The sequence below is a fragment of the Xenorhabdus japonica genome (genome assembly GCF_900115195.1).
GTDB lineage: Bacteria > Pseudomonadota > Gammaproteobacteria > Enterobacterales > Enterobacteriaceae > Xenorhabdus > Xenorhabdus japonica.
Genome location: NZ_FOVO01000025.1, coordinates 1 through 14,134, shown reverse-complemented (window position 1 = coordinate 14,134; position 14,134 = coordinate 1). Strand labels below are relative to the sequence as shown.

Annotated in this window: 13 protein-coding genes and 1 pseudogene; 13 read left to right on the top strand and 1 reads right to left on the bottom strand. The window is 41.9% G+C overall.

Annotated features, from left to right (window positions below; all coding sequences use genetic code 11):
* Positions 1 to 148: 148 nt before the first annotated feature.
* Positions 149 to 2,497, bottom strand: coding sequence for a Tex family protein (locus tag BM135_RS10720; protein ID WP_092519720.1), 2,349 nt, complete (start codon positions 2,495 to 2,497; stop codon positions 149 to 151).
* A gap of 273 nt (positions 2,498 to 2,770) precedes the next feature.
* Between BM135_RS10720 and greB the strand changes: the two genes are divergently transcribed.
* The 13 genes and pseudogenes from greB to BM135_RS17005 all read left to right on the top strand — a co-directional run bounded on the left by greB (position 2,771) and on the right by BM135_RS17005 (position 14,057).
* The gene (gene greB / locus BM135_RS10710; RefSeq protein ID WP_092519718.1) at positions 2,771 to 3,253 is read left to right on the top strand and encodes a transcription elongation factor GreB; all 483 of its coding nucleotides are present in this window, start codon (positions 2,771 to 2,773) and stop codon (positions 3,251 to 3,253) included.
* Between the two features lie 168 nt (positions 3,254 to 3,421).
* Complete coding sequence (ompR, locus tag BM135_RS10705; protein ID WP_092519717.1) at positions 3,422 to 4,141, top strand: osmolarity response regulator transcription factor OmpR; 720 nt, start codon at positions 3,422 to 3,424, stop codon at positions 4,139 to 4,141.
* Positions 4,138 to 5,262 carry an ATP-binding protein gene (locus BM135_RS10700; protein WP_245737382.1) on the top strand — a complete coding sequence of 375 codons (1,125 nt, stop codon included), beginning with the start codon at positions 4,138 to 4,140 and terminating at the stop codon, positions 5,260 to 5,262. Before ompR ends, BM135_RS10700 begins: the two co-directional genes overlap by 4 nt.
* 130 nt (positions 5,263 to 5,392) lie before the next feature.
* Positions 5,393 to 6,433 carry a phosphate ABC transporter substrate-binding protein PstS gene (gene pstS / locus BM135_RS10695; protein ID WP_092519716.1) on the top strand — a complete coding sequence of 347 codons (1,041 nt, stop codon included), beginning with the start codon at positions 5,393 to 5,395 and terminating at the stop codon, positions 6,431 to 6,433.
* 85 nt (positions 6,434 to 6,518) lie between these two features.
* Complete coding sequence (pstC, locus tag BM135_RS10690; RefSeq protein WP_092519715.1) at positions 6,519 to 7,475, top strand: phosphate ABC transporter permease PstC; 957 nt, start codon at positions 6,519 to 6,521, stop codon at positions 7,473 to 7,475.
* 1 nt (position 7,476) lies between these two features.
* Positions 7,477 to 8,385 carry a phosphate ABC transporter permease PstA gene (pstA, locus tag BM135_RS10685; protein ID WP_092519714.1) on the top strand — a complete coding sequence of 303 codons (909 nt, stop codon included), beginning with the start codon at positions 7,477 to 7,479 and terminating at the stop codon, positions 8,383 to 8,385.
* 99 nt (positions 8,386 to 8,484) lie between these two features.
* A complete protein-coding gene (gene pstB / locus BM135_RS10680; RefSeq protein WP_245737381.1) occupies positions 8,485 to 9,321 on the top strand; it encodes a phosphate ABC transporter ATP-binding protein PstB in 837 nt (278 codons plus the stop codon).
* Positions 9,322 to 9,338: 17 nt separating this feature from the next.
* Positions 9,339 to 10,055 (top strand): phosphate signaling complex protein PhoU, encoded by a 717-nt coding sequence (phoU, locus tag BM135_RS10675; protein WP_092519713.1) that lies wholly within the window; start codon positions 9,339 to 9,341, stop codon positions 10,053 to 10,055.
* Between the two features lie 205 nt (positions 10,056 to 10,260).
* A pseudogene (locus BM135_RS10670) lies at positions 10,261 to 10,401 on the top strand (transporter substrate-binding domain-containing protein); the annotation flags it as partial.
* A 273-nt stretch (positions 10,402 to 10,674) separates the two neighbouring features.
* On the top strand, positions 10,675 to 11,154 hold the full coding sequence (locus BM135_RS10665; protein WP_092519712.1) for an Hcp family type VI secretion system effector: 480 nt from the start codon (positions 10,675 to 10,677) through the stop codon (positions 11,152 to 11,154).
* A gap of 56 nt (positions 11,155 to 11,210) precedes the next feature.
* Positions 11,211 to 12,236 (top strand): Ssp4 family T6SS effector, encoded by a 1,026-nt coding sequence (gene ssp4 / locus BM135_RS10660; RefSeq protein ID WP_092519711.1) that lies wholly within the window; start codon positions 11,211 to 11,213, stop codon positions 12,234 to 12,236.
* A gap of 45 nt (positions 12,237 to 12,281) precedes the next feature.
* On the top strand, positions 12,282 to 12,971 hold the full coding sequence (locus BM135_RS10655) for a hypothetical protein (protein ID WP_092519710.1): 690 nt from the start codon (positions 12,282 to 12,284) through the stop codon (positions 12,969 to 12,971).
* Positions 12,972 to 13,061: 90 nt separating this feature from the next.
* Entirely contained in the window at positions 13,062 to 14,057 is a 996-nt protein-coding gene (locus BM135_RS17005) for a hypothetical protein (RefSeq protein WP_092519709.1), read from the top strand.
* Positions 14,058 to 14,134: the final 77 nt, after the last annotated feature.

The window sequence follows — 14,134 nt, the reverse complement described above, 5'->3', positions numbered from 1 at the left end:
ATGTAACAATTTATTTAAATTAAAAATATATTTAGTGATATTAACCAGTCAGAGCTTCACGTGTTTTGAAAGAATATAGAAAAGATCCTGAGCTGGCGCAATTGCGCCAGCTCAGGAAATCATTTACGTAAACAAACGGTTTTACGAATTAACGTTTTTTATTAAAAGCAGCAGCCAGTGCATCACTCATGGCGCTGTTGGTTAAGGATGCAGAACCTGAACGCGAATTATGTCGGTTTCTGCCATTACCGTTGTGATTATTGCGGTTCTGATCATTGCGATCCTGACGGTTGTCACCTTGAGGCCGGCGTGCCTGAGTCTCACCCGGTTGCTCATCAAGACGCATAGTCAGTGCAATACGCTTGCGGTTGAGGTCAACATCCATCACTTTCACTTTCACGATGTCGCCTGTTTTGACCACAGTGTGGGTATTTTCCACAAAGCGATCGGATAGTGAGGAGATATGAACCAAACCATCCTGATGGACACCGATATCCACAAATGCACCGAAATTAGTCACATTAGTCACGGTGCCTTCCAAAATCATACCAATTTGCAGGTCTTTCATGGTTTCAACACCATCGGCAAATGTGGCTGTCTTGAATTCAGGGCGAGGATCGCGACCCGGCTTTTCCAGCTCTTTCAGAATATCGGTGACGGTCAGGATACCGAATTTTTCTGTTGTGAAATCCTGAGCATTCAAATTACGCAGGGCGGCAGGATTGCCCATCAAGTCAGGCAGGGTCTGTTCAATTGCTGTCAGGATTTTCTCAACCACAGGATAGGTTTCCGGGTGAACCGTTGAAGCATCCAGCGGGTTATCACCTTGATTGATGCGCAGGAAGCCAGCACATTGCAGGAAGGCTTTCGGCCCCAAACGATGGACTTTCAGCAGTTCGTCACGATTATTGAAACGGCCGTTTTCATCACGCCAGTTAACAACATTTTGGGCAACGGCACGGCTCAGGCCTGCAACGCGGGTCAACAAGGCGACAGAAGCTGTGTTCAGGTCAACGCCGACGCCGTTTACACAGTCTTCAACCACGTTGTCCAGTTTTTTGGCCAGTTGGATCTGGCTAACATCATGCTGGTATTGGCCAACACCGATAGATTTTGGTTCAATTTTCACCAGCTCAGCCAGCGGATCTTGCAGGCGGCGGGCGATGGAAACAGCCCCACGCAGGGAAACATCCAGATCAGGGAATTCTTGTGCAGCCAACTCAGAAGCGGAGTAAACAGAAGCTCCTGCTTCGCTGACGATGACTTTCTGTGCCGTGACATCAGGATATTGTTTCTGGATATTAGCGAAGAAACGTTCTGTTTCACGGGATGCAGTACCATTACCAATGGCGACTAATTCCACCTGATGTTTGGTGCACAGAGCTGCGACGGTGGCAGCGGCTTTGTTTTCTTGTCCGGTGTGCGGATAAATGGTATCGGTGGCAATCAGTTTGCCTGTCGCATCAACAACGGCGACTTTTACCCCAGTACGTAAGCCCGGGTCCAGTCCCATTGTTGCGCGCATACCCGCAGGCGCAGCCATCAGCAGATCATGCAGGTTACGGGCGAATACATTGATGGCTTCATCTTCGGCTTTCTCGCGCAGTGTGCCCATCAGTTCGGTTTCCAGATGCAGCAGCACTTTGATGCGCCATGTCCAGTTCACCACGGCCTTGCGCCAGTTGTCAGCAGGTGCATTATTCAGGCGCAGGTTAAGGTGATCGGTAATAATTTGCTCGCAGTAGCTCTCTTTCGGGGCTTCCTCAAATTGAGGGTCGGCATTCAAAGACAGTTGCAGGATACCTTCATTGCGTCCACGGAACATGGCAAGAGCACGGTGGGAGGGAACAGTCGCGATAGCTTCGTGGTGATCGAAATAATCGCTGAACTTGGCACCGTCTTCCTCTTTGCCTTCGACAACTTTGGCGACCAAATGGGCATTTTTCCATAGATATTCACGCACTTTTGCCAGCAAAGCTGCATCTTCGGCAAAACGCTCCATCAGGATATAACGTGCGCCATCTAATGCTGCTTTGGTATCAGTAACACCTTTATCTGCATCAACATAGGCAGCCGCCGTCAGTTCTGGCTCTTGTTGCGGATCTTGCCACAGCAGATCGGCCAGAGGTTCCAATCCGGCTTCAATGGCTGTTTGTCCACGGGTACGGCGTTTAGGTTTATAAGGTAGGTACAGGTCTTCCAATTCGGTTTTGCTTTGCGTAGCGTTAATCGATTCTGCAAGCTCAACAGTTAACTTTCCCTGCTCCTCAATCGATTTCAGAATAGTCTGACGGCGATTGGACAGTTCGCGCAGATAACCGAGGCGGTTTTCGAGCTGGCGGAGCTGCGTGTCATCCAGACCACCGGTGGCTTCTTTACGGTAACGGGCGATAAAAGGAACCGTATTTCCCTCATCGAGCAGAGCAATGGCGGCTAGGACTTGCTGTGGTTGAGCCTGTAGCTCACCGGCAATGATTCGACTTAAAGATTCATTCATGGTCTGTTTTTCTTCAATTTTCTTGGTGCTTGTGGATATCCTGAGACATCATCAGACAGAGCCGGATAAAATCAAATTTCACCTGAAACAATATCGGCATGGTTCAAACTGGCTCCATTTATACGTGCTGAGCGCGATAATTTCCAGTTTAGCGCGATATTTCGGTCATATTGCGGCAGAATTCATCGAATATCTTCTGGATTAAGATCGAATGTCTGCTGGATTAAGATATAGTACTTCGCTATCAATCATCTTTTCTCAAGTGAGTTTTTTATGGCCAAGAGTAACTATATTACCCGAGAAGGTTGGCATTCGCTTGATCAGGAACTGAAATACCTTTGGAAAATTGAACGTCCTAAAGTCACTCAGGCTGTTTCAGATGCTGCTGCGTTAGGGGATCGTTCAGAGAATGCAGAATACATTTATGGTAAAAAAAGATTAAGAGAAATTGACCGTCGTGTGCGTTTTTTATCCAAGCGGCTGGATGTATTGCAAATTGTCGATCCTGATCCGCAACAAGAAGGAAGAGTCTTTTTTGGGGCATGGGTAAAAGTTGAAAATGATAATGAGGAAGAACACATTTTTCGTTTGGTAGGGCCGGATGAATTCGCTCCTGCCAAGAAGTGGATTTCCATTGATTCTCCGGTGGCAAGGGCGCTGCTTGGTAAGCAGGTTGATGATGAAGTCACAGTGATGACACCTAATGGAATGGTAACTTACTGGATACTGGAAATTAGTTATCAGCATTTGACATAAGTTACAGATTGCGGAGCAAAAATAGGGAGAACAAGAATCAAAAACTGAAACATAAGCAATGTTTGCCAATGTCGTGAATGGCCTTAAAATACATGCGGTTAGTCTCTATTAAAGTATGGGTTTTCTGTAATGGATGTTACGGGCATGGAGCATCTTGGGAGCTGAAACATGCAAGAGAGTTATAAGATCCTTGTTGTTGATGATGATATGCGCTTGCGGGCGTTGTTGGAACGCTATTTATCCGAACAGGGATTTCAAGTGCGTAGCGCAGCAAATGCAGAACAGATGGATCGTTTATTGACCAGAGAATCCATTCAATTGATTGTCCTGGATTTAATGTTGCCGGGCGAAGATGGGTTGTCTATCTGTCGAAGGTTGAGAAGTCAGCATAACTCGATTCCGATCATCATGGTGTCCGCGAAAGGAGAAGAGGTTGATCGGATTGTTGGTCTTGAAATTGGCGCTGATGATTATCTTGCCAAACCTTTTAACCCACGTGAATTGTTGGCACGCATGCGTGCTGTCTTACGGCGACAGACACATGAATTGCCGGGAGCGCCGGCGTCAGATGATGCGGTGATTAATTTCGGGAAATTTAAACTTGATCTCGGAACACGTGAAATGTTTCACCAAGATGAATTGTTGCCTTTGACCAGTGGGGAGTTTTCCGTGCTGAAAGTGTTGGTTTCTCATCCTCGTGAGCCGTTATCACGGGACAAATTGATGAACTTGGCTCGGGGGAGAGAATATGGCGCAATGGAGCGCTCTATTGATGTACAGGTTTCCCGCCTGCGTCGCCTGATTGAAGAAGATCCTGCCCATCCGCGTTATATCCAGACGGTTTGGGGATTGGGATACGTTTTTGTCCCTGATGGAAGTAAGGTATGAAAAAGCCTTGTCCTTCTCTGCGTGCCTGGTTTTCCTATATTCTGTACCTGATGCTGGGCAGCCTGCTGTTCAGCTCTCTGATCACTTTATTGCTGGTGACGTTCGAAAAACTCGCTTTCAGCGCGATATTTCCTTATCTCTTTATAAGTGTCTTTGTGGTGGGACTATCACTATTCGCGGTGTTCCGGCGGTATTTCGCTATTCCAAAACGTACATTGAAAGCCATGCAAAAAGCAGTCATTGACATGGGAAAAGGAAGAAAAGTATCACCGTTGCCTGAAAAGGGAACACCCGCCATCCGTTCTGTTATTAGAGCACTTAACCAATTGTCGGTAGCACTGAAATCACAAGAAAGTGATCGGGTGGTATTGATGGCTGGAGTGAGTCATGACTTGCGCACTCCGCTTACTCGTATTCGTCTGGCGATGGAAATGATGGAAGGAAAAGATGATTTTCTGACAGAATCTATCCATCAGGATATTGAAGAGTGCAATGCCATGATTGATCAGTTCATTGATTATCAGCGGGCGGGGCAGGATATGCCATTTACATGTTGTGAATTGAATGAGCTGCTTGAAGAAGTGATCGAGGCAGAACAACGTGGTATGTCAAATGTAGACAATATGATAGATATTGAGAATCGCTTATCTAAAGATCCGATTTTTATTTTAGCCCATCCCCTTTCCATCAAGCGTGTATTAGTCAATATGTTCACTAATGCCCGGCGTTATGGCAATGGATGGATTCGAATCAGTAGCGGCTCAACAGAAAAATTTGGCTGGTTTCAGGTTGAGGATAACGGCACTGGAATTACGAAAGAAGAAGCCACAATTTTGTTCCAGCCCTTTAAGCAAGGCGTTAGGGCTAGCGGCATCAGTAGTAATGATGGGGTGAATAATGATGGAGTGAATAATGGTGGTGTGGGATTGGGGCTTGCGATCATCCACCGGATCATTTGTATCCACGGTGGGAGCATTCAGGTGGGAATCAGTGAAAAAGAGGGGCTATCCATTCGCGTATATATTCCATTGAGCACAGCATTGAGTACTTCATTGAAAATACAAAAATTGAAAGCGCAAAATAAGATCCAGCCGAAACGTCCTGTCATAAAAATGTCATAATTCATACATTGTATTGTCATTGAATTCACTTACTTTCCTTCACGATTCATCTTTTAACCTAAAAATCAAATTGTCAGCCATGCTTGGCATTTGTTTTTAATTAATGATGCGTATCCCAGTAGGAGGGAGTATGAAATCAATGCGTACCACCGTGGCGAGCATCATGGCCGCTGTATTTGCCATGACATCCCTGTCTTCATTTGCTGCCACCAGCTTGACGGGGGCAGGTGCGACATTTCCAGCACCGATATATACCAAGTGGGCAGATTCTTATCAGAAAGCAACTGGCAATAAAATCAATTATCAAGGCATTGGCTCTTCTGGTGGTGTAAAACAGATTATTGCCAATACTGTTGATTTTGGCGCATCTGATGCCCCTCTTGCTGATGAAAAATTGGCGGCTGATGGACTATTCCAGTTCCCGACGGTAATTGGTGGTATTGTGCTGGCGGTGAACATTTCCGGTATTAAATCTGGTCAGTTGATTCTGGATGGTAAAACCCTTGGTGACATCTATCTGGGTAATATCAAGAAATGGAATGACCCGGCGATTGCAAAGCTGAACCCAAATCTCAAGCTGCCGGATCAAAACATTGCTGTGGTTCGTCGTGCTGATGGATCAGGAACTTCCTACGTTTTCACGAGTTATCTATCTAAAGTGAACAGCGATTGGAAACAAAAAGTCGGGGCAGGCTCGACCGTCAAATGGCCAACCGGATTAGGTGGCAAAGGCAATGATGGGATTGCTGCGTTTGTTCAGCGTTTGCCCGGCTCGATAGGTTATGTTGAATATGCTTATGCGAAGCAGAATAACCTTGCTTATACCAAATTGGTCTCAGCGGATGGTGCAGTAGTAGCGCCTACCGGAGAAAATTTCAGCGCAGCGGCTAAAGGCGCAGATTGGAGCAGCAGCTTTGCTCAGGATCTGACAAACCAGAAAGGCGATAATGCGTGGCCAATTACTTCCACCACATTCATTCTTATCCACAAGCAACAGGCAAATCTTGCAAATGGTACTGAAGTTCTGAAATTCTTTGATTGGGCTTATGACAAAGGCAAAAAACAGGCACAAGATCTGGATTATGCCGCTCTGCCGAAAGAAGTGATCAGCCAGGTACGTGCAGCATGGAAGAGCAACATCAAAGACAGCAGTGGCAAACCGCTATATTAAATTTTCCTATCACCGCTGTGAATCTGCGATTATAAAATCTCCCCCTTTATCAAGGGGGAAATAACCCAAAATGAGAATTAAGCGTATGGCCGAACGTAAAACGGCACTGAAAGCACCGAGTAAGAATGGCGACATTATCTTCAGCGCTCTGGTTAGATTGGCGGCATTGCTGACTTTGTTCTTGCTGGGAGGCATTATCATTTCGCTGATCATTGCTTCTTGGCCGAGTATACAAACATTTGGTTTTGCTTTCTTGTGGCGTAAAGATTGGGATGCGCCTGCGGGAGTGTTTGGCGCATTAGTACCGATTTATGGCACATTGATGACTTCATTAATTGCCTTGATTATTGCGGTTCCGGTGAGTTTTGGCATTGCCCTGTTTCTGACGGAATTATCTCCGAATTGGTTGAAACGTCCGTTGGGCGTGGCTATTGAGCTATTGGCAGCGATCCCCAGTATCGTTTATGGCATGTGGGGGCTGTTTGTTTTTGCTCCATTATTTGCCACGTATTTCCAGCAACCCGTCGGTGATGTGCTCTTGAGCTTTCCTATCGTTGGCGAGTTGTTCTCCGGCCCAGCCTTTGGCATTGGCATTCTGGCGGCAGGTGTCATTCTTGCCATCATGATTATTCCCTATATCGCTTCTGTAATGCGTGATGTGTTTGAACAAACCCCCGTGATGATGAAAGAGTCGGCCTATGGCATCGGTTGTACAACATGGGAGGTGATTTGGTATATCGTCTTGCCTTATACCAGGAATGGTGTGATTGGTGGCGTAATGTTGGGGCTTGGTCGGGCATTGGGAGAAACAATGGCTGTCACCTTTATTATCGGTAATACCTACCAACTGGATAGTTTGTCTCTGTATATGCCGGGGAACAGTATTACCTCTGCATTAGCGAATGAATTTGCTGAGGCTGAATCTGGCTTGCATACCGCCGCATTGATGGAGCTGGGACTGATTTTGTTTGTAATCACCTTTATTGTGTTGGCGTTGTCGAAATTGATGATTCTGCGTCTGGCAAAAAATGAGGGGCGCTGAGATGACAACCACCAATAAGCAACCGTCACGTCTAGCTGGTGTAATCAGCGAAGTGGATATGAAAAGCCGCCGCCGTATGCAGTCATGGCGTCGTCAGAAAAATCGGTTGGCTCTGATGTTATCTATGGCGACGATGGCATTCGGTTTATTCTGGCTGAGTTGGATTTTAATCTCCACCGTCACTAAAGGCATTGATGGTATGTCACTGGCGTTGTTTACTGAGATGACGCCACCACCTAATACAGAGGGCGGTGGGCTGGCAAACGCTATTGTTGGCAGTGGCTTGCTGATCTTATGGGCGACGGTATTTGGTACGCCATTGGGGATTATGGCGGGGATTTATCTGGCGGAATATGGCCGTCGTTCATGGCTGGCAGAAATCATTCGCTTTATAAATGACATCCTGCTTTCAGCACCTTCGATTGTTGTCGGGTTATTTGTCTACACGGTTGTGGTAGCGAAAGTGCAACACTTTTCCGGTTGGGCAGGGGTCATTGCTCTGGCGTTGTTGCAGATTCCCATTGTTATTCGCACGACGGAGAACATGCTGAAACTGGTACCGGATAACCTGCGCGAAGCTGCTTATGCACTGGGAACACCAAAATGGAAAATGATCTCAGCCATTACGTTGAGGGCGTCGGTATCAGGCATTATTACTGGGGTATTGCTGGCTATTGCCCGTATCGCTGGTGAAACGGCTCCACTGCTGTTCACCTCGCTTTCCAACCAGTTCTGGAGCACCGCTCTCAGCCAGCCGATTGCAAACTTGCCTGTCACGATTTTCAAGTTTGCCATGAGTCCATTTGCTGACTGGCAACAGCTGGCATGGGCGGGAGTATTGCTGATCACTCTGTGCGTACTGTTGATTAATATTGTGGCGCGTGCGCTGTTTGCGAAGAAAAAGCACTAATATTTTTTCAAACCTGCATTTTTAACATGCCATTCCTCGATCTTTAATGAAATATTCGATGGAATAAAAGCATGAAAGGTATTAAAGAGATAAATACTGATGAACAAGTCTAATGACGTTGCAGTCAATAAAGTTGCAGTAAATAAAATAACAGTAGATAAAACAGCAGTAGACAAAATAGCAGGAAGCAAAATTCAGGTACGTGATCTGAACTTCTATTACGGCAAATTTCACGCGCTGAAAAATATTACGCTGGATATCGCAAAAAATAAGGTAACGGCATTCATCGGGCCATCGGGTTGTGGTAAGTCCACCTTGCTGCGTACTTTCAACAAAATGTATGAATTGTACGGTGAACAGAGAGCTGAAGGCGAAATTATTCTGGATGGCACTAATGTCCTGACGGACAAACAAGATATTGCTTTGCTGCGTGCTAAAGTTGGGATGGTCTTCCAGAAGCCAACACCATTCCCGATGTCAATTTATGACAATATTGCTTTCGGGGTGCGCCTATTTGAAAAACTGCCCCGGGCAGAGATGGATGAACGTGTCCAATGGGCGTTGACAAAAGCGGCACTATGGAATGAAACCAAAGATAAATTGCACCAGAGCGGATATAGCCTTTCCGGTGGTCAGCAACAACGTCTGTGCATCGCCCGTGGTATTGCCATTCGCCCGGAGGTTTTGTTGCTGGATGAACCCTGTTCGGCACTTGACCCAATCTCTACGGGGCGTATTGAAGAGTTGATCAGCGAGTTGAAATCAGAATATACCGTAGTGATAGTTACTCACAATATGCAACAGGCGGCTCGTTGTTCTGATTACACAGCATTTATGTACCTTGGTGAACTGATTGAATTCAGCGATACCGATAGATTGTTCACCACACCGAAGATGAAACAGACCGAAGATTACATTACTGGCCGCTACGGTTGATATGGGGATAGCATAAGATGGACAATCTGAATCTCAGCAAACACATCTCTGGTCAGTTCACTGCTGAACTGGAATATATTCGTACAGAATTGATGACAATGGGTGGGCTGGTGGAAGAACAGCTTAGTAAAGCCATTCTGGCGATGCACAACCAAGATGAAGTATTGGCACGGCAAGTGATTGAAGATGACCAGAAGGTCAATATGATGGAAGTGGCGATTGATGAGGCTTGTGTTCGCATCATTGCAAAACGCCAACCGACAGCCAGCGACCTGCGTTTGATTATGGTTATTTCAAAAACCATTGCTGAACTGGAGCGTATTGGCGATGTTGCCAATAAGATCTGTCAGACTGCGCTTGAAAAGTTTTCACATCAACATCAATTCTTGCTGGTCAATTTGGAATCATTGGGGCGCCATACTATCCAAATGTTGCACGATGTGCTGGATGCCTTTGCCCGCATGGATCTGGAAGAGGCTATCCGTATTTATCGTGAAGACAAAAAAGTTGATCAGGAATATGAAAGCATTGTCCGTCAGCTAATGACTTACATGATGGAAGATCCCAGAACGATTCCGAATATTATGACGGCTCTTTTTTGTGCCCGCTCTATTGAGCGCATTGGTGACCGTTGCCAGAATATTTGTGAATTTATTTTCTATTACGTCAAAGGACAGGATTTCCGCCATGTTGGCGGTGATAAGTTGGAAAAATTGCTTACCCAAAAAGAATAATTTTTTAATCGCTTGAAACGCTGGTGTTTTTTCTCCGGCGTTTTCTTTTTTATATTCTATATGGTTATAAATATAGAATTTTATATTATTTTAGGTGCTATATCGAAATTGATAGCTTTTGTTGGGCATATAAAAATTAATAACCAACAGGGGTGTACAATGAAGATTAGCAATAAATCTCGCATAGCGGTGGCGGCTTTGCTGTGATGTGGATATTGCCAATGATTTGGGAGTAAAGTTGGAATTGCGTCCAACGAATCCAGCAAACCGAATTCCCCTGCTTTCTTCCAAGAAAATTGACTTAATTGCCGCTAATTTCACAGTCACTGACGAACGCGAAAAAAAACATTGAACACACTTTCTCAAATTTAATATCTGATACCTGGCAGATATTTTTTGTTGTATTCATTCCCTACCGTGAGGTGGGGATTTTTTATATTAGGCTGATAATTTTAAAGTTATTTAATTTACTCGTTTGATATTTTTCTTATTAAAGCAAAATATTTTTATCTATGTGATTAACTTGTTTTTTAGGATCTAATCGGTATTTGTTGATTGATTTTTTATGCTATAACAACAAGAGGTAAAGCAAAAAATAATGATGAAGGATTAAGATAATATGGCTAATTCTATTTATGTGACAATAAAAGGGAAGCTTCAAGGGTTGATCTCTCAAGGGTGTTCCACGCTGGATTCTATTGGTAATAAATTTCAGTTTGGGCATGAAGATCAAGTTTTTGTATTACAATTTAATCATGGAGTTTCTCGTTCACAAAACGTTGCTCATCAACCGGTTAAGTTTATCAAACCTCTGGATAAATCATCACCATTACTATTGATGGCAATTTCAAACAATGAAGAACTTGATCTCATGTTTGATTTTTACCGAACTTCGCAAGCTGGTGGGCAAGAACGTTATTACTCTGTCCATTTAAGAAATGCCAAGTTAATAAATGTTAATGTTCAATATCCACATTCTGTGAACCATAATGATCGGCAACCAGAGGAAGTTGTTGCAGTAAGATATAAAGATATTGTTTGTCAGCATTATGTGGCAGGCACATCAGGGTATTGTGCTTGGGAAGAGACGGTTTACTGATTATATAAATTATCCCAGAACAATACATAAAATAATAATCACGGGTGGTAAATAATATGCAATTTGAAAGTCTAACATCACAACTAAGAAACGAGTTTGATGAAAGTAAGTTACCGAGCTTACAGTATGCCAGAATGCTTGGTTCCATACATCACGGCGTTCCCAATATAGATTTTCAGGCTATTGCGGATGCATTAGATTGCCACCGTGATTTTTATGGTGCTGGAATTATTTATTCCGATGGCTTCTATAAACGCTATTTAGTTAGACCATCAAAAAGACGTGGGAATAATGTCTCTTCTGAGTTAACACATATTATTATTTTCAATCTTGAGGCAGGAGTTACTCCAAAAGTAGAACTGAAAAAAACGGTATCAGAGCCTAGTTTGATGCTGGAGATTGGCTCTACGGCGCTTTCTTGTGGTGGAGCACTGGTATCGGCATTCGGATTATTTGGCTCGGGAGTAGCAGCACCATTTACAGGAGGAATGAGTACACCCGTAGCTATTTTATCTTATGGCGGTTTAACAGCATCTGGTCTTCAATGTGTAAATGGAGGATATAGAGTTTATCAACTTACAGGTGCAGGGAGGGAAGGAGTAGAACATGTTGCTTGGTTAGATTCGCAAGATTGGTATGTTACAACCACAACTATATTAGATGTAATATCCCTTACCTCTGGAGCTGCTGCACTAAAGGATGCATATAAAACTTATAAAATAATGAAAGCAACTTCTCCTCGTAGAGCATCAGAATGGCTAAAAAACATGCCAAGACATGAGAGAAAACGGTTAACTGAAGAAATTATGCGACATAATAATCCTGGAATATCTAATCAAGTAATTAAGAAAGCGATAGAGCAGGGAAGATATATTAAGCGTTATCCTAATGAAGAGATACAAAAGGCATTGCGCAACCATTTGAAGGATTCGCTTGTCGCAGGTAGTGGATTTGTAGGTAGTGGAATGACAGGAACAATTAAGAGTCCAGAAAATATATTTACTTCGGGTAAATATATTATTGGCACGATTCACTCTATTGTTTACGAAAACCCCGCTAGTTATTTATCTGAACATTTTTAATAACTTTATTGATTCTATGGGCGCATTGTTTGTGATAATTATTGTATGAATATAAAAAGTTTTGTTTTAAATGCAGGATTCAAAAAATTATTGGATAAGTCTAGAGATCTGGAATCAAAGATAAAGACGGCTGATCCAACTATAGAGCATATCACTGTGGATGAACGGAGTTATAAAAAATTCTTCGATTATCCTGGTAGGTTTAAGATAACTCTTATTATATTTTTTATTACGATAGTTTTCATGGCTTTTTTTTCAGGTGCAGCGGTAGCTATACCTGATTTGTTAATAAATAATCCAAGTAACGAAATAAAAGCATTTTCTTTCTTATTGTCATTGTTAATTAGTGGTGTTATTTCAATTTTTCATATTGGGTTTACTTTGAGTGGATATTATTATGGCCCTGTTATTCATAAGATTGTAAATTCAATTGTATTTATTTTTAGTTTATTTGTTGCTATTTTAAAAGAGGCGTTTGATTCTGATGGTCTATATTTTTTTTCTATAGCGTTATGTTGCTTGTTGATTAAGTTTATATTGAATAGTCAGTATTACTCTGATTTTATATGGACTAGGATGTGTCTCAGAATTAATCGTGTTGTTTTTAAAAGTGAACTGGATAAAATAAAAGTTTTTAATAAAAAACAATTAAGAGAGTATTCCAGAGCGTTGAAATTGGAAAAGCGTAAAAAAATCAGAGATAAAAAAAGAGCAAGACATTCTGAGGAAAAATAGGATGAATGAAAAATCCGGTCACGTATCAAACTCGTTGATTATTTAAGTAAAAAAGAAATATAAAAATAGTTATTTTTTGGAAAAATAAACATGAATATAAGATATATATTAACTAACAATCAATTTAGAAATATTTTGATTCAGTATGAAAATATAAATAGTAGGATCAAAACAAATGACTCTTCACTGTTGGGTGAACCAGATATTTCCAGGCTAAAAAATCAAATGGTCATTAACCGAACTTCAGAAGCAAGTCTACTGCTGATGTTATTTACTATATTGATATCTATTTCCTATATCATGTTGGTTATTGTATTCTATGGTTTTTACTTTTCCTCTGATATTGCTGGTTTCCAACGTTCCGCCGGTATATTCATTATTTCTATAACCTGTTTATTAACGTTGTATGCCTACAGAGGAAGCCTTTTTGCTTTAAAAATTCTGAATGTGCTGAATACAGTAAGTATCATATTTGCGATCGCTATTCTTTTGCTTGATTACTTTGTCTATTATATGCATCACGAATGGTATTTATTAACAGTCGTGTTTTTTAATTTCCTATCTAACCGAATTATTATTAATAGTAAGGTTTTTTCCCAAACAATGACGGAAATTTTATGGTTTAGAACAACTAATCATATTTTGAGAAAGAAGATAAATGGAATAGCAGGAGAGGATGCTGTTGAAAATCATGAAATAAAAATAAAAATAAAAATAAAAATAAAAATAAAAATAAAAATAAAAATAAAAATAAAAATAAATTTTTTTAAAAAAATTTGGCAATATTGTGTGTTAAATGAAAACCTGAATGATGTGCTTAAAATAAGCTATGATCTTAACCAAAGAGTAAAAAAGAATGATATTAGTTTGCTGGCAGAAGATAGATTAAATAAATATCGGAATTTATTAGATTTCGGAGTGCAAAAAAAGGCATTACTGATAACATTATTGTCTACTGTTTTACTGGTAACGGATTATGTAATGACTACATTTATATTATTATCTCATCTTGATAACAAGAGTGACCTTCCTATTTTATTTTTTTTAGTAGCTTTGGTGTTAATGTTTCTTGGATTCACATATTAAGCGCAACACCGTAATGAACGAAGTAAATGAGTGGGTATTCCTTTAAATAACTCATTCGGTGTTTTGTAATCTCGTGT

Bases quoted from the DNA above. Each gene is read 5' to 3' on its own strand.
- BM135_RS10720 (WP_092519720.1), bottom strand. From the start codon at position 2,497: ATGAATGAATCTTTAAGTCGAATCATTGCCGGTGAGCTACAGGCTCAA.
- greB (WP_092519718.1), top strand. From the start codon at position 2,771: ATGGCCAAGAGTAACTATATTACCCGAGAAGGTTGGCATTCGCTTGAT.
- ompR (WP_092519717.1), top strand. From the start codon at position 3,422: ATGCAAGAGAGTTATAAGATCCTTGTTGTTGATGATGATATGCGCTTG.
- BM135_RS10700 (WP_245737382.1), top strand. From the start codon at position 4,138: ATGAAAAAGCCTTGTCCTTCTCTGCGTGCCTGGTTTTCCTATATTCTG.
- pstS (WP_092519716.1), top strand. From the start codon at position 5,393: ATGAAATCAATGCGTACCACCGTGGCGAGCATCATGGCCGCTGTATTT.
- pstC (WP_092519715.1), top strand. From the start codon at position 6,519: ATGGCCGAACGTAAAACGGCACTGAAAGCACCGAGTAAGAATGGCGAC.
- pstA (WP_092519714.1), top strand. From the start codon at position 7,477: ATGACAACCACCAATAAGCAACCGTCACGTCTAGCTGGTGTAATCAGC.
- pstB (WP_245737381.1), top strand. From the start codon at position 8,485: ATGAACAAGTCTAATGACGTTGCAGTCAATAAAGTTGCAGTAAATAAA.
- phoU (WP_092519713.1), top strand. From the start codon at position 9,339: ATGGACAATCTGAATCTCAGCAAACACATCTCTGGTCAGTTCACTGCT.
- BM135_RS10665 (WP_092519712.1), top strand. From the start codon at position 10,675: ATGGCTAATTCTATTTATGTGACAATAAAAGGGAAGCTTCAAGGGTTG.
- ssp4 (WP_092519711.1), top strand. From the start codon at position 11,211: ATGCAATTTGAAAGTCTAACATCACAACTAAGAAACGAGTTTGATGAA.
- BM135_RS10655 (WP_092519710.1), top strand. From the start codon at position 12,282: ATGAATATAAAAAGTTTTGTTTTAAATGCAGGATTCAAAAAATTATTG.
- BM135_RS17005 (WP_092519709.1), top strand. From the start codon at position 13,062: ATGAATATAAGATATATATTAACTAACAATCAATTTAGAAATATTTTG.